The organism is Roseateles sp. P1_C6 (assembly GCF_056406315.1).
Genome location: NZ_JBFUAK010000001.1, coordinates 187,359 through 201,971 on the forward strand (window position 1 = coordinate 187,359; position 14,613 = coordinate 201,971).

Consider the following 14,613-nt stretch of genomic DNA (forward strand, 5'->3'; position numbering starts at 1 on the left):
GAGCTGTTCGGCCAATCCGCAACAGCCGCCAAGGTGGCCGCCACGACGTGAACTGCGCTGTCAATCCAGCCCTTGCGAACAACCTGGGCACGCACCTTGGTAGCGGTCTCAATGGCCCACTTGCCAAGAGCGATCTGCGCTCAGGACTCAAAATAGACAACGTTGTCTACGATATACGAATCCGTGGTTGGGTTCAATTGCGGTGGCAGTCGCGTTTTCCCGGCATTGACCTCAAAACGGCCATGCCGGCCATGTTTCAGGGACAGGCTTTGCCCTCGCAGGGAGGCCTGCTGACCTCCCGTTGCCGTGCAGGCCCGGCCCGCTTGCGGGTTGGGCGACGCCACGCGGCCCGCTAGGGTTTGTCCTGTGTCAGCGACCCGCGCGGTGTTGGGCGCCGGCCACGCCCGGACCTGCAACTCACCCCAGGTCCAGCCGGTAGCCCACGCCATACACCGAGGCGATGCATTCCTGTGCAGGCTCCAGCGCCGCGAGCTTGCGGCGGATGTTCTTCACGTGGCTGTCGACGACGCGGTCCGACACGTCGCGGAAGTCCTCGTGGATCAGGTCCAGCAGTTGGGCCCGCTCGAACACCCGGCCCGGGTGCTGCAGCAGCTGGCGCAAGAGCCGGAACTCGACCGGCGTCAGCGCCAGCGCCTGCTCCCGCCACAGGATGCGCTGGCCGGCCTCGTCGACGGCAAAGCCGCCGGCCACGGGCACCAGCGTCACCGGCGCCAGCCGCCCTTGGGCGCGCCGCAGCAGCGCCTTCACGCGCGCCACCAGCTCGCGTGGGCTGAAGGGCTTGCAGACATAGTCGTCCGCGCCGAGCTCCAGGCCCAGCAGCCGGTCCAACTCCTCGACGCGGGCGCTGTTGATGAGGATGGGCACATCGCTGAAGGCCCGCACCGCGCGGCAGACCTCCAGCCCGTCCAGGCCGGGCAGCATGACGTCCAGCAACACGGCGGCCGGCATGGGCCCGGTCTTCAGCCGCTCCAGCGCCTGCCGGCCGTCGGCCAGCCATTCGCTGCGAAAGCCAGCCGCGTGCAGGTAGTCGCGCACCAGGGCCGCGAGCTTGGGTTCGTCTTCGACGACGAGGATGAGTTCCGCACTCATGCGGGCCTCAACGGCAGCGTCAGCACCATCGCCAGCCCGCCCAGCGACGAGGCCTCGGCGCGCAGCCGGCCGCCGTGGGCTTGGGCGATGGCACGCGCGATGGCCAGGCCCAGGCCCGCGCCGCCGAAGGCGCGGCTGCGCGACGGGTCGACGCGGTAGAGCGGGTCGAACAGGCGCTCCAGGTCGCCTTCGGCCACGCCCGGCGGCGTGTCCTCCAGCCGGATCTCTATGCCCGCGCCGAGCGCGCGCGCCGTCACCTGCACCAGGCCCGGCGCCTGCGTGTAGCGCAGGCAGTTCTCCAGCAGGTTGGCCAGCAGCTGCGAGACGCGCTGGCCGTCCCAGCGCGCGGCCGGCAGCACCTGGGGCAGCGGCGCCTCGATGACCAGGCCGAGCGTCCTGGCCCGCGGCGCGACACGCTCCACCGCCGCCTGCACCAGCGCCGCCGGCGCGACGGCCTCGAACTCGCAGGGCAGCGAGCGCAGCTCCGACGTGGCCAGCAGATGGAAGTCCTCGACCAGGCGCGACAGCCGCTTGACCTCTTCCTGCAGCGAGGCCAGCGCCGCGCGGTCCAGCGGCCGGATGCCGTCCACCAGCGCCTCGACCTCGCCGCGCAGCACGGCCAGCGGCGTGCGCAGTTCGTGCGACAGCTCGGCGATCCAGCGCTGCCGGCTGGTCTCCAGCCGCGACAGCGCCTCGGCCATGCCGTTGATGTCGCCATGCAGGCCGGTGATCTCGCTGGCGCCCCCGGCCCGCGGCGCGGGCAGACGCACGTCGAACTCGCCGGCCGCGATGCGCCGCGCCGCCGCCTGGGCCTCGGCCAGCGGGCGCGCCCAGCGCTGCGCCACCAGCCACGCGAGCAGCAGCGCGACGACCAGCACGCCGGCGGCCACGCCCGCCAGGCCCAGGTACTGCCGGCGCAGGAAGCTCGCGTCCACACCCTCGGCCGGCCCGGCGCGTTCGGCCAGCCGCAGCACGACGACCGTCTGGCCATCGACCTTCACAGCGCGGGTCTGGCCGGGGCGGTCCAGCGTCTCGCGCCGGCCGGCCAGTGGCGTGACGCCGTCGGCCGCCAGCACGACGATGCGCGGGCCGAAGTTGGATGGGTCCCGCCGCGGCGGTGGCGGGTCGCGCCGCGCCTCCGGCGGCGGCGGGCGGCCTTGCGGGCCGGCGCGCTCCGGTGGCGGTGGTTCGTCCGGCGGCCCGCCCGGCGGACCTTCGGGCGGCGCACCGCGCCCCGCCGCAACGCGCGACGCCTCCAGCCAGGTGCGCAGCACCGGCCGCCAGTCCTGCGGCACGCCACCGCGCTGGGCCAGGTCGCGCTCGGCCGCCTCCATCAGCCGCGACAGGTGCTCGCCGTCCTGGGCCTGCAGATAGTCAGAAAAGCCGGCGCGCAGGTTCCAGACGACGAGGCCGGCGACGGCGGCCACGGCCGCGAGCGCGGTGGCGATGAGGAGCAGGGAGAGCTGGTGCACGAGACGCATGCGCGCATCTTGCCGGGCAACTGTGGAGGCGGCCTCCACAGTTTCTCCATGCTGGCCCCACGCTGGCTCGCCATCCTCAGGGCATCACAACGAGGAGACCGGCATGCCCATTCGACACCCCGCCGCCCTGCTGCTGCTGGGTCTGCTGGCCGCCTGCGGTGGTGGTGGCGGCACCGTGACCGCCACGGGCGCCGTCGCGATGTCGGCGCCCGCTGCAGCCCCGGTGCCCGCCCCCACGCTGGCCGAAGTCGGCGACCGGCTGTTCGATGACACGGCCTTGTCCGCGAGTGGCAAGCTGGCCTGCGCGAGCTGCCATGCCGAGGCACGCGCCCATGCCGATGCGCCGGGTGTGTTCCTGCCGCTGGGCGGCGTCGACGGCACGCGCCAGGGCCTGCGCAGTTCGCCCAGCACCCGCTACCTCGACGCAGCCGGCGCCTTCGCGTTCGACGCCCAAGGCCGGCCGCACGGCGGCCTGTTCTGGGACGGCCGCGCCAACAGCCGCGCCGAGCAGGCACGCGGGCCGCTGTTCAACGCCAACGAGATGGCCAACGCCGATGTCGCCGCGCTGGCCACCCGGCTGCGCGCCCTGCCCTACGCCGCCGACCTGCGCACCGCTGCCAGCCTGCCCGGGTCGGCGACCGATGAGCAATGGGTGGACGCCGCCGTCACCGCCCTGGCGCGCTACCAGGCCGACGACGCGAAGTTCCATCCCTTCACAAGCAAGTTCGACGCGGTGCAGGACGGCCGCGCGACGTTCACCGCGCAGGAGCAGCGCGGCCTCAACCTCTTCAACGACCCGCAGCGCGGCAATTGCGCCAGCTGCCACGACAGCCGCCCGGCGCCTGGCCAGGTCCGCGCGCTGTTCACCAACTTCAGCTATCACGCGCTGGGCGTGCCGCGCAACGCCAGCCAGGCGACACGCGACCCGGCCTTTTTCGACCTGGGTCTGTGTGCCCGCAGCGACCTCGCCGGCCGCGCCGACCTGTGCGGCCTGTTCCGCACGCCGTCGCTGCGCAACGTGGCGCTGACCGCGCCGTACTTTCACAACGCGAGCTTCGCCACGCTCGAAGACGCCGTGGCCTTCTACGCCACACGCGACCTCGACCCCGCGCGCTGGTACCCCGTCGTATCCGGCCAGGCCCAGCTCTACAACGATCTGCCCGCCGTCTACCGCGCCAATGTGCAGCAGGGCGCGCCTTTCCGCCGCCCGGGCCAGCCACCGGCGCTGTCGCCTCAGGACGTCGCCGATGTCGTCGCCTTCCTGAACACGCTGAGTGACGGCTTCACGACGGCGCCGGCGGCCAACTGAGGGGCCCAATCCGCGGAAGAAACTGCTAGAGTAAGTTTTCGGTAACTCCGTTACCTTTTTGCAGCACCCCTTCCCCGGACGACCCGCCATGCCCTCACGAGCCGCCTCTGCCCGCCGCCCCGAAGCCGACAAGAACGAGCCGCTGGTCGCCGACATCCGGCTGCTCGGCCGCATCCTCGGCGACGTCATCCGCGAGCAGGAGGGCCGCGAGGCCTACGAGCTGGTCGAGCGCATCCGTCAGCTGTCGGTGGCCTACCGGCACAAGCACGACAAGGAAGCCGGCAAGCGCTTCGACAAGCTGCTGAAGAGCCTGTCGGGCGAGCAGGCCGTCAGCGTCATCCGCGCGTTCAGCTACTTCAGCCACCTCGCCAACATCGCCGAGGACCGCCACCACATCCGCCGCCGCGACGTACACGAGCGCGCCGGCAGCCTGCAGCCCGGCTCGCTGGCCTACTGCCTGGAGCATCTGCACGAGGCCGGCATCCGACCGACCGAGATCGCCGAGGTGCTGCAGCGCGGCTTCATCTCGCCGGTGCTGACCGCCCACCCGACCGAGGTGCAGCGCAAGAGCATCCTGGACGCCGAGCGCGCCGTCGCCGGCCTGCTGGAAGCGCGCGACCGTGCGGGCACGGAGCGCGAGCTGCGCGACACCGAAGGCCTGCTGCGCGCCCGCATCACCCAGCTGTGGCAGACGCGCATGCTGCGCTACTCCAAGCTGACGGTGGGCGACGAGATCGAGAACGCCCTCTCCTACTACCAGTCGACCTTCCTGCGCCAGATCCCCAAGCTCTACGCCGAGCTGGAGGAGCACCTGCCCGGCGCGGCCCTGCCCAGCTTCCTGCGCATGGGTCACTGGATTGGCGGCGACCGTGACGGCAACCCCAACGTCGGCGCCGCCACGCTGCGCCAGGCGATGAAGCGCCAAGCCGAGGTCGCGCTGCGCCACTACCTGACCGAGCTGCACGAGCTGGGCGCGGAGTTGTCCATCTCGCTGCGCCTGACCGGCGTGTCGCCGCAGATGCAGGCGCTGGCCGAGCGCAGCCCGGACCAGAACGCGCACCGCATGGACGAGCCCTACCGCCGGGCCCTCACCGGCATGTACGCCCGCCTGGCGGCCACGCTGCAGGCGCTGACCGGCACCGAGGCGCTGCGCCACGCGGTCGCGCCGCAAGACCCGTACAAGGCACCCGACGAGCTGCTGACCGACCTGCGCACCCTCGAGGCCTCGCTGAAGACCCACCACGCCGAGGCACTGATCGCGCCGCGCCTGGCGCCGCTGATCCGCGCGGTGCAGGTGTTCGGCTTCCACCTCGCCACGCTGGACCTGCGCCAGAGCAGCGACCAGCACGAGCTGGTGCTGGCCGAGCTGCTGACCGTCGCGCGCATCGAGTCCGACTACTCGGCGCTGGACGAGGCGGCCAAGCGCGAGCTGCTGCTCAAGCTGCTGAACGACGCCCGTCCGCTGCGCGTCATCGGCGCGAGCTACACCGACAAGACGCTGTTCGAGCTGGCCACCTTCGAGGCCGCCCGCGAGGCGCTGGCCCGCTTCGGCCGCGAGGCGCTGCGCCACTACATCATCAGCCACACCGAGTCGGTGTCGGACCTGCTGGAGGTCGCGCTGCTGCTGAAGGAGACCGGCCTGCTGCGCGGCGTGCTGGCCGAATACGCCATCAGCGACCTCATCATCGTGCCGCTGTTCGAGACCATCGGCGACCTGCGCATCGCGCCGGACATCATGCGCGAGTTCTACGTGCTGCCCGGCGTGCGCGGCCTCATCGACCGCAGCGGCGGCGAGCAGGACATCATGCTGGGCTACTCGGACAGCAACAAGGACGGCGGCATGTTCACGTCGTCCTGGGAGCTGTACCGCGCCGAAATCGCGCTGGTCGAGCTGTTCGACGAGTTGAAGCGCGTCGGCCCCATCACGCTGCGCCTGTTCCACGGCCGCGGCGGCACGGTCGGCCGCGGCGGCGGCCCCAGCTACCAGGCCATCCTGGCCCAGCCCCCGGGCACCGTGAACGGCCAGATCCGGCTGACCGAGCAGGGCGAGGTCATCGCCTCCAAGTACGCCCACCCGGAGATCGGCCGGCGCAACCTGGAGACGCTGGTGGCGGCCACGCTGGAGGCCACGCTGCTGCACCCGACGCAGAGCGCGCCCAAGGGCTTCCTGCAGGCGGCGCAGGCGCTGTCGGACGCGAGCTTCGCGGCCTACCGCGGCCTGGTCTACGACACGCCCGGCTTTGCCGACTACTTCTTCGCGTCCACGCCCATCCGCGAGATCGCTGAACTGAACATCGGCTCGCGCCCGGCCTCCCGCAAGGCCACCCGCGCGATCGAAGACCTGCGCGCCATCCCGTGGGGCTTCTCGTGGGGCCAGGCGCGCGTGGCGCTGCCGGGCTGGTGCGGTTTCGGTTCGGGCGTCGAGGCCTTCCTCGGCGAGGAACCGGCGCAGCGCACCAAGAACCTCGCGCTGCTCAAGCGCATGCTCAAGGGCTGGCCGTTCTTCCGCGCCGTGCTGTCCAACCTGGACATGGTGCTGGCCAAGGCCGACCTCGCGCTGGCCGAGCGCTACGTCGAACTGGTCGAGGACAAGAAGCTGGGCAAGCGCATCTTCGCGGCCATCCAGGCCGAGTTCGAGCGCACGCAGGCGGCGCTCAGCCTCATCACCGGCGACGACAAGCGCCTGGCGGCCAACCCGTCGCTGGCGCGCTCCATCGAGCACCGCTTCCCCTACATCGACCCGCTCAACCACCTGCAGGTCGAGCTGATGCGCCGCTACCGCCGCATCTCGGCCGACGACCCGGCGATGGAACGCGTGCAGCGCGGCATCCACCTGTCCATCAACGGCATCGCGGCGGGCCTGCGCAACACAGGCTGACCGCGGCTTCGATCAACGGCGGTACGGCTCCAGCGTCTCGCCGACCACCCGTACCGTTTCGCCGACTCGGAAGTTCGGCGGGTCGGCGTAGATGACCGTGCGCTGCTGGCCGTCGGTCATGCGCACGACCACCTCGTACTGCGTGCGCTGGTTCTGGCGCTTCTGGATCTCGCGGCCCAGCAGCGCACCGCCCACCGCGCCGGCCACGCCGGCGGCCGTGCGGCCGTCGCCCTTGCCGAACTGGCTGCCCACCACCGCGCCGAGCACACCGCCCGCCACGGTGCCCAGCACCCGACCGTCACCGTCGACCGTGACCTGGTTGACCGCCTGCACGGTGGCGCAGTCGCCGCAGACCGCCTCGGCGCGCCGCGCGCGGAAGTCCACGCCGTCGTAAGCGTTGGCCACGCTGCTGCGCGCGCTGCGGTTGCCGTGGCGCAGCTGGGCCACCAGCGGCTGCTGCGTGTCCACCCAGGCGCCTTGCGGCAGCACATAGGTGCCCACGTATTCGCCCGGGCGCACCTCTTCCAGCACGACATTGCCGGCCTGGCTGCCTTGCAGCTGCACCGAGGCCTGGCCTCCCGGCGTGCCGCGCAGCGTGTAGCGCAGCGCCTCGGCCCGCCCGCGGCCGGGCTCGCGCGCGACGCTGACCGACTGGATCTCCGGCACCAGGGCCGCCTCGCCCGGCACGGGCCAGCCGGCCTGCAGCGCTTCACCCAGCAGCGCCGTGGCCACGCGGTTGTCGCGGCGCAGGTTGGCATGCACGCGCGACTCCGGCCCGATGCGATCCGAGCGGCCGATGATGTAGCTGCCCTGGTAGCGGCCCGGCGTCGTCTCATCCAGCCGCACCGTGCGCCGGCCACCGTCGATCTGCAGCAGCACCGCCGCGCCGGCCGTGCCCCAGACGGTGAAGTTCAGCTCCGTGCCCGGTTCCACCCGGTCGACCTGGTCGACGTCGAAACCCGTCACGCGCAGCGGTGCCACGGCGGTGCGGCTGCTGCGTTGTTGCGCTTCGGCCGGTTCAGCCCAGAACGGCGAGCCGGCGACCAGCGCGCAGGCCAGTGCGGTTGCCGAGAATTGCATCGAGTGCTTCATGCGGCGCTCCTGATTGTTAAGAGCGTCCAGCGTAGGCGCGCCCGCCAGCGGCCAGATATCGGCCCGCGGCGGGGCTTGGGGTAGGTGCCGGCCTACAGAAATGATGCCGCCCGCCCCACCTGTTCGCGTGGCTGCGTGAATCTTCCCCGTCGGGCGCGGCCCACGACGAGCGCAGCGCTCAATGATGCGGCCCGCGACGACGCAGCCCAGCCCGCAACGATTGAAACAAAGACGGCGCCGGCTGCAGTCCCGTTGAAACGCAGGCCTCGGAGGATGGTCGGCAATCCCTCTGGAGATTCACATGTCCGACACCCACGCCACACCCGTCGTCTGCCTGCATTCCAGCGCCGCCAGCGGCAAGCAATGGCGCCGCCTCGTCGCCGACGCTGGCGACGCCTGGCGGTGGCACACGCCCGACCTCTTCGGCCACGGCGCACGCCCTGGCTGGCCCGAGCTCATGCCCAGCCAACTGGCCGTCGAAGCGAACGGCGTGCTCGCCGGCCTGCCTTTCGCAGCGGATCGCGGCTTCCACCTCGTCGGCCACAGCTACGGCGGCGCGGTCGCGCTGCAGATCGCGCTGCAGCAGCCCGGCCGCGTGCGGTCGCTGACGCTGTATGAGCCGGTTGCCTTCGGCGTGCTGCCGTCGCTGGGCCCCGACGAACCGGAATGGCAGGAGATCAGCGATGTCGCCGCCAACCTGGGCGCGGCGCTGGACCGCGGCGACGCGCTGAGCGCCGCGCGGGGCTTCTGCGCCTACTGGCAGAACCGCGACGTCTGGCCCGACCTGGACGACGCCCAGCATGCTCGCCTGGCCGACGCCATGCCCACCGTGCGCCGTCACTTCGAAGCGCTGTTCGCCGCGCAGTGGAGCGACAGCCTGCTGGACGTGTTGCGCATGCCCGTGCAGCTGATCTGCGGCAGCGCCACGCGAGCCAGTGCGCGCCGCGTGGCACACAGCCTGTCCACGCGGCTGCCGACGGCCCGGCTGGCCTGGCTGGAAGGGGCGGGTCACATGGCACCCATCGGCGACGCCGCGCGGGTCAATGCGCTGATCCTCGGCCACCTGACCCGGCAGGTTCAGCAGCTGCCGGTGGCCTGACCTCAGCGCGGCGACGACGCCGCGGCACCCGCCCGCTTGGCGAGCACATGGGCCAACTCGCCCTGGCGTGCCAGCGCGACGAACCGCTTGCCACCCTCGCTGAACGCCGCGCAGCTGGGCTCGGTGATCCAGCGCATGCTGTCTTCCACAGTGCCCTTCATCACGCGTTCGAGCTCCTCGCGAGTCATGGCAACGGGGCTGTGAGGCATGCGCAGACGCTCCTCCAATGAGTGAAGGATGCGGGCATCGATGAGTTCGCTGACCAAGCCCGGCATGCGGCGCACCACCTGTTCGCACAGTTGGCGCCGGTTGGCGTCGCGCAAGGCATCGGCACGGCAGGCGCTGCCGATGCCGGCAATGGACACGTCGGTCAGCGTCGTCATGTCGTGCCCGGCCGCCATGGACAGCGCTTGAAACTCGCCTGGCGTGGGTTCCACGCCCACGACCTCTGCCAACGTCGCGCTCAACACTCTGAGGTTGGCGTCAACCCGTGACCGCTGCGCGACCTGATACAGCGCCTGCGTGACAGCGCTCTGGTCTCCGCTCGCCAGGCCGTCGTGCAAGCGCATGATCCACGGCGACGCATTGCCTGGGTCCAGCAGCTCCCAGCGCTCGATGGTCAGCGCCGCGCAGTGGGTAGACACCGGCCCGGGTGGCCTCATGCCCGAGAACTTCACGCCGCTGGCTGCCGGCGACTTCAGCCAGGTCTGCTGGGCCGCATAACCCGCGCGGTACGCGGCTTCATGGCGGCACGCCCGCAGCGCCATCTGGTAAGCCGCCGGGTCCGTGGTCGACATCGCCAGCCGCGCGGCGGTCGGGACATCGTCATCCAGCACCGCCGCCGCCACACGCTGGCGCTCGGTGCCCGCGCCAAGGCGCTTGATCAGACCAGCCTTCTCCACAGTCCAGCGCTCGTCCAGCGCCTGAGCCCAGGCCGGCGGTGCGCCGCCCTCGGTCAGTTCCAGTTCCTGCCGGCTCACGCGCCCATACCCGCAAACATCGACGGCGCCCGATGCTGCCGTGCCGCTCGCGGCAGCCGACCGCAGCGCCGCCGGCGCGGCATCGGCAACCGGCGTCGCGTCGCCTGTGTTGCCAGCGGTCACGGCCTGGGCCGCTGAGCCAGCGACGGAAGCCGGCGCAGATGCGGCCGCTGCTGCCGCGAGCGACGTCCGCAGGCGTTCCTGCCTTGCCACCAGCCCGGCCAGCACCATCAAACCCAGCAGACCGCCGACGGCCCAGCGCCACCTTCGTTTCACGCAACGTCCTCCGTGACGGCAGGCCCGTCAGGGCACGGCCAACTGATCATGGGGTCAGCATAAACAAGCCGTTGGGAGGGCAGCAAGCGGGTGCCGGCGGCCTGCTCAACCGCGCCGGTACCGCCGCGCCCGCCGGCGCCGAGGCAATGAGAGGCCGGCCAGGTTTGGCGGCGGCCACGCCGCCGCGCGACACGATGCGCCACAGGGCGAGCCCCGCCACCACGGCGACCAGCAACACCAGCAGGAACACGCGACGGCGACGTAACGGCATGGTCATGGGCACAGCATACGTGCCGCGCCTCAGCGTTCGCCAGCGCCCTGCAGGGCCATCTTCAGCTCGCCCACCTGCACGCGCCGCGCGGTCCAGGCTGAGATGCGACGCAGGCTGGCGCAGTCGTAGCCCGCCAGACGCGTGGACTCCTCCACCAAGGCCGCCTGCCCGCGTTTCAGCTGCTCACGCGTGAAGGGCCGCTGCTCGGCTGGCAGCCCGACGTGGTCGGCGATGGCCAGGCCGACCTCGGCGTCCGTCAGGTCGTCGGCCTGTGCCAGTTGCCAACGCGCCAGGCGCTGACAACGGTCGCGGCGGGCCGCGTCCTTGACGCCCTCCGGGCTGCAGAACTTGAGCAGAGCCAAGGCCTCCCCCTTGGGCAGCGCGGCATCCTGGCCGATGACCTCTACCGCCAGCAGACCCAGGCCCTCGGCATCGTCAACACCGCTGCCTGCACTGAAGACCGCTTCCAGCAAGGGGCTGCTGGAGCCGTGCAGCCGACGCTGCAAGGCCTCGTCCGCGGCTCGCGACATCGCGGCCTCATCGCGCCGCTTCTGCGCTTCGGCCAGCAGATCGATCCACGGCCGCGCATCCTGCGGGTCCAGCCGGGCCCAGGTCCCCAACGTCAGGTCCCGGCAACCTGGCACGTGGTCACCCTCCCAACGCCGGCAGCCCAGCAGCGCCAGGCGGTAGGCCGTGGCATCGGTAGATCGCTGGGCGATGTGGGCGGCGCCATCGGCATCGCCCATCATCAGACGGGCGGCCACCTGCTGGCGGTCCGTGCCGGCCGCCAGGCGGGCGGCGAGGCGACTGCGCGCGACGCCTAATCGCTGCTCCAGCGCCTGCACCCAGCCGGCCACCTTGTTGCGCAGCGCGTCATCGCGCTTGTCGAACTCCGCCTGGGTCACCTGCCCCTGCCCGCAGAACTGCGCGACGTCCTCGGGCGACTGGGCCTGGGAGGCCACCGCCGCAGGCTGGGAAGGCCCGGCAGCGAGCTGCGAGGAGGGCGGCCGGCTCGCCGCCGGGCTGCCTGCCACGTTTGACGCCATTTGAGCCTGGCTGAACGGTGCAGGCGACGCCAGCGCCGGCTCGGCCGGCTGCCTTTCAGCCTGCCAGCGCAGCAGCCCACCCGCGCACGCCGCCACCAGCAGCAGGCCAATCAGGCCCCAGCGCCAGACATGCCTCAACGAGGCGGCCTCATCGCGTCGCCACGCGAACGCGGCGCGAGATCGCGCATCGACAGGCCGGCCACGGACAGCACGATGGCAGCCCGTTCCCATTCGCCCATGGACGAGCGCTCGCCGGCGCGTACGGGTGCCACGGCCGCGCAGAAGGCGGCCCTCGTCGCCGGCTGGGACGGCGTGCGGTCATGGCCCAGCCAGCGTGTCACCGCCTCCAGCTCGCGCAGGCGCGGCTCCCAGGCCTCGCGGCGCGCCGGCAGCAGCGCCAGCGCGTGCTGAGCCAGGATCAGCGCGGCCAGGCGCTCGGTCGCCTCGCCGTCCGCCCACAGCAGGCGGGCCACGGTCTCGCAGTGCTGGGCCACGTCCACCTCGGTCGTGCGGCGATGGCAGACGCCGGCCAGCGTGCCGAGATTGGCCAGCGCCCAGGGCTGGGCCAGCTCGAAGCCGACCGGCGCGGACGCCAGGCCGTTCAACAACGCCGCGGCCTCCTGCCGATAGCTGCGCGAGTAGCGCGCCTGGGTGGCGATCTGCTCCAGCAGATAGCGGCCGTCGCCGCCCGATCGGGTCGGCAACGCCAGCCACGCCAGCAGGTTGGCCGGCTCCAGTCGCGACCACTGCGAGCCTTCGATGTTGCGGCAGCCGGGCTGCAGGCATGGGGTGTGCAGTGCCAGCACCGTCAGCATGGGGTCGGTGGACGCGCGGGCGCGCTCTTGCAGACGCTCGCGGGCGGCATGGCGGTCCGCCTCGGCGGACTGCGCCAGCAGATGGTCCGCCAGGGCCAGCGCCCGCGGGTCGCGCCGGCGCTGCAACTGGGTCACGACCTCGGGAGCCGCGCCGAACAGGGCCGGCGACTCACCGGCCTGGCGGGCGCAATACGCGGCCGTCTGCGCCTGGCTGCCTGCCGCGTCCCACAGCGCGCAGGCCAGCAGCAGGCGCAGCGCGAACATCACCGCCCCTGCCCCGCCAACGCCTCCCGTACCGCTGCCACCTGGCGCCGCGACACGGCCAGCCATTCGTCCACGTGGACGACGCGCACGGCCCAGCTGTCGCTGGTCTCGGCGTCGCCATCAAGATCGCCGAACTGGGTGGGCGCATGCCGCTCCAGCTCGCGCACGGCCCAGCGGGCCACCAGCGCGTTGCGGTGCACGCGCAGGAAGCGCTCGCCCAGGCGCTGCTCCAGCTCCGACAGCGCGCCGTCCATCACATGGGTCTCGCTGGCCGTGCGCAGCGTCAGGTACTTCAGCTCGGCCTTGAAATACAGCACTTCGGCGATGGGTACGCGCAGCAGGCGGCCGCGGTCGGTCAGCGTGATGAAGTCGGCGTGATCGGGCGCGGCCGGCACCTCGGCGGGCTGGGCGGCCTGCACGGCGGCGCGGTCGGACAGGCGCTGCGCGGCGCGGGCCAGCGCGGCCTGCAGGCGTTCCCGGCGCACGGGCTTGGTCAGGTAGTCCAGCGCGTCCAGCTCGAAGGCGCGCAACGCGTGCATTGCGTGGGCCGTGACGAAGATGATCAGCGGCGCGGGCAGGCCGGGCTGGTCCACCTGGCGTTGGGCCAGTGCGTCGGCGAATTGCAGGCCGTCGGCGCCGGGCATCTGCACGTCCAGCAGCAGGATGTCGCAACCATGCTCGCGCAGCCAGCTGGTGGCCTGGGACGCAGTGGCCGCCTCGGCGACGACCTCGCAGCGCGGCTCCTGGATGGCGTCGACCAGGCCGCGCAGGCGCAGCCGGGCCAGGGGTTCGTCGTCGACGAGGAGGATGCGTAGAACGCTCATAGCGGCACCAGGATACGCAAGGCGAAGCGCTGCTCGGTGGATTCCAGCTCGAAGCGCGCGGCGACGTCGTGCATCAGCTTCAGGCGCTGGCGCACGTTGCGCAGCGCCAGGCCATGGCCCACCGTGCGGGCCGGCGCGCCAACGCTGTTGACGATGCGGATCTCGACCTCGGCGCCGCGCCGCATCGTCGTGACCTCCAGCTCGCCGCCCTCGTCGTTGGGCTCGACGCCGTGGCGCACGGCGTTCTCCACCAGCGGCTGCAGCAGCAGCGGCGGCACGCGCGCGGCGTTGGCCTCGGGGTCCAGGTGCCAGACGACGCGCAAGCGTTTGCCGAAGCGGATCTGCTCGATGGCAAGGTAGCGACGCGCCAGCTCGACCTCCTCGGTCAGCGTGACGGAGGCGCTGGCATCGGCCAGCGCGACGCGAAAGAGTTCGGCCAGGTCCTCCAGCACGCTCTCGGCGCGCGCCGGGTCCACCTGCACCAGCGCAATGGCGCTGTTCAGCGTGTTGAACAGGAAGTGCGGGCGGATGCGCGATTGCAGCTCCACGAGCTGCGCCAGCGCATCGGCCGGCCGCTGGGTGTGCTCGCGCAGCTTGAGCCAGGCCAGCAGCAGCGCCGCACCGCTGGCGCCAGCAGCAGCGATGCTGGCGATGCGCCACGCACTGGCGGGTTCCTCACTGGTCAGGCTCAACAGGCCGAAGCCCAGCAGCGCACCGAGGGCGCCCAGCGCCATCAGCGCCAGCCATTGCGCGGGCTCGGGCAGGCGCGGCCACAGCCGCTTGGCGGCACAGACGATGAGCAGCCAGGACAGCACGGCGAACATCGTCACCACCGTGCCGTTGGCCGTCAGCGTCAGCCACTGGCCGACGTCCTTGGCGACGATGGCCGAGCCCAGCGCCAGCAGCAGCTGCACGCCCAGCACGGCACGCAGCACCAGGCCCACATGGCAGACGTCAAAGGCACGCGTGGGATCCAGCAGCGGAGCCGAGTTCAGCTCGGGCAGCTCCGGCAGCTCATTGGGCGCAAAACCCAGCCACTGGCTCAGCTGCATGGACTCGTGCCAGACGCTGTGACTGGGCTGGGCGCGGCGCTTGAAGAAGAGCATGTGCGTGGCTTGAGAAGCGGGTGGATTCCTGGCGTTCGATAATCCCGGGTTGCGGCGCATTT

The 14,613-nt window shown here is 71.9% G+C and carries 12 protein-coding genes; 3 read left to right on the top strand and 9 right to left on the bottom strand.

Annotated elements, in window-relative coordinates:
* Positions 1-417: 417 nt before the first annotated feature.
* Entirely contained in the window at positions 418-1,110 is a 693-nt protein-coding gene (locus AC1D29_RS00570; protein WP_477893703.1) for a response regulator, read from the bottom strand.
* Positions 1,107-2,591, bottom strand: coding sequence for an ATP-binding protein (locus tag AC1D29_RS00575; protein WP_477893705.1), 1,485 nt, complete (start codon positions 2,589-2,591; stop codon positions 1,107-1,109). The genes AC1D29_RS00570 and AC1D29_RS00575 overlap by 4 nt, the downstream gene beginning before the upstream one ends.
* Positions 2,592-2,694: 103 nt before the next feature.
* Between AC1D29_RS00575 and AC1D29_RS00580 the strand changes: the two genes are divergently transcribed.
* Together AC1D29_RS00580 and ppc are read left to right on the top strand one after the other, a co-directional pair.
* Complete coding sequence (locus AC1D29_RS00580) at positions 2,695-3,900, top strand: cytochrome-c peroxidase (RefSeq protein ID WP_477893707.1); 1,206 nt, start codon at positions 2,695-2,697, stop codon at positions 3,898-3,900.
* Positions 3,901-3,988: 88 nt separating this feature from the next.
* On the top strand, positions 3,989-6,778 hold the full coding sequence (gene ppc, locus AC1D29_RS00585) for a phosphoenolpyruvate carboxylase (RefSeq protein ID WP_477893709.1): 2,790 nt from the start codon (positions 3,989-3,991) through the stop codon (positions 6,776-6,778).
* Positions 6,779-6,790: 12 nt separating this feature from the next.
* On the opposite strand, the gene AC1D29_RS00590 is transcribed toward ppc, so the two are convergent.
* Entirely contained in the window at positions 6,791-7,870 is a 1,080-nt protein-coding gene (locus tag AC1D29_RS00590) for an outer membrane lipoprotein (protein WP_477893711.1), read from the bottom strand.
* A 301-nt stretch (positions 7,871-8,171) separates the two neighbouring features.
* On the opposite strand from AC1D29_RS00590, the gene AC1D29_RS00595 reads away from it, so the two are divergent.
* Positions 8,172-8,969 (top strand): alpha/beta fold hydrolase, encoded by a 798-nt coding sequence (locus AC1D29_RS00595; protein WP_477893713.1) that lies wholly within the window; start codon positions 8,172-8,174, stop codon positions 8,967-8,969.
* Positions 8,970-8,971: 2 nt separating this feature from the next.
* On the opposite strand, the gene AC1D29_RS00600 is transcribed toward AC1D29_RS00595, so the two are convergent.
* The 6 genes from AC1D29_RS00600 to AC1D29_RS00625 all read right to left on the bottom strand — a co-directional run bounded on the left by AC1D29_RS00600 (position 8,972) and on the right by AC1D29_RS00625 (position 14,551).
* Positions 8,972-10,180, bottom strand: a complete 1,209-nt coding sequence (locus AC1D29_RS00600; RefSeq protein WP_477893715.1) for a hypothetical protein — start codon at positions 10,178-10,180, stop codon at positions 8,972-8,974.
* A gap of 91 nt (positions 10,181-10,271) precedes the next feature.
* Entirely contained in the window at positions 10,272-10,502 is a 231-nt protein-coding gene (locus AC1D29_RS00605; RefSeq protein WP_477893717.1) for a hypothetical protein, read from the bottom strand.
* Positions 10,503-10,525: 23 nt separating this feature from the next.
* Positions 10,526-11,680 carry a hypothetical protein gene (locus AC1D29_RS00610; RefSeq protein WP_477893719.1) on the bottom strand — a complete coding sequence of 385 codons (1,155 nt, stop codon included), beginning with the start codon at positions 11,678-11,680 and terminating at the stop codon, positions 10,526-10,528.
* Positions 11,677-12,621: a hypothetical protein gene (locus tag AC1D29_RS00615; RefSeq protein ID WP_477893720.1), complete on the bottom strand. Its 945-nt coding sequence runs from the start codon at positions 12,619-12,621 to the stop codon at positions 11,677-11,679. The genes AC1D29_RS00610 and AC1D29_RS00615 overlap by 4 nt, the downstream gene beginning before the upstream one ends.
* On the bottom strand, positions 12,621-13,445 hold the full coding sequence (locus tag AC1D29_RS00620) for a LytR/AlgR family response regulator transcription factor (RefSeq protein ID WP_477893722.1): 825 nt from the start codon (positions 13,443-13,445) through the stop codon (positions 12,621-12,623). Before AC1D29_RS00620 ends, AC1D29_RS00615 begins: the two co-directional genes overlap by 1 nt.
* Entirely contained in the window at positions 13,442-14,551 is a 1,110-nt protein-coding gene (locus AC1D29_RS00625; protein WP_477893724.1) for a sensor histidine kinase, read from the bottom strand. The genes AC1D29_RS00620 and AC1D29_RS00625 overlap by 4 nt, the downstream gene beginning before the upstream one ends.
* Positions 14,552-14,613 lie beyond the last annotated feature (62 nt).

Excerpts from the sequence above, each read along its gene's own strand:
- AC1D29_RS00570 (WP_477893703.1), bottom strand. The coding sequence starts at position 1,110 with ATGAGTGCGGAACTCATCCTCGTCGTCGAAGACGAACCCAAGCTCGCG.
- AC1D29_RS00575 (WP_477893705.1), bottom strand. The coding sequence starts at position 2,591 with ATGCGTCTCGTGCACCAGCTCTCCCTGCTCCTCATCGCCACCGCGCTC.
- AC1D29_RS00580 (WP_477893707.1), top strand. The coding sequence starts at position 2,695 with ATGCCCATTCGACACCCCGCCGCCCTGCTGCTGCTGGGTCTGCTGGCC.
- ppc (WP_477893709.1), top strand. The coding sequence starts at position 3,989 with ATGCCCTCACGAGCCGCCTCTGCCCGCCGCCCCGAAGCCGACAAGAAC.
- AC1D29_RS00590 (WP_477893711.1), bottom strand. The coding sequence starts at position 7,870 with ATGAAGCACTCGATGCAATTCTCGGCAACCGCACTGGCCTGCGCGCTG.
- AC1D29_RS00595 (WP_477893713.1), top strand. The coding sequence starts at position 8,172 with ATGTCCGACACCCACGCCACACCCGTCGTCTGCCTGCATTCCAGCGCC.
- AC1D29_RS00600 (WP_477893715.1), bottom strand. The coding sequence starts at position 10,180 with ATGGTGCTGGCCGGGCTGGTGGCAAGGCAGGAACGCCTGCGGACGTCG.
- AC1D29_RS00605 (WP_477893717.1), bottom strand. The coding sequence starts at position 10,502 with ATGACCATGCCGTTACGTCGCCGTCGCGTGTTCCTGCTGGTGTTGCTG.
- AC1D29_RS00615 (WP_477893720.1), bottom strand. The coding sequence starts at position 12,621 with ATGTTCGCGCTGCGCCTGCTGCTGGCCTGCGCGCTGTGGGACGCGGCA.
- AC1D29_RS00620 (WP_477893722.1), bottom strand. The coding sequence starts at position 13,445 with ATGAGCGTTCTACGCATCCTCCTCGTCGACGACGAACCCCTGGCCCGG.
- AC1D29_RS00625 (WP_477893724.1), bottom strand. The coding sequence starts at position 14,551 with ATGCTCTTCTTCAAGCGCCGCGCCCAGCCCAGTCACAGCGTCTGGCAC.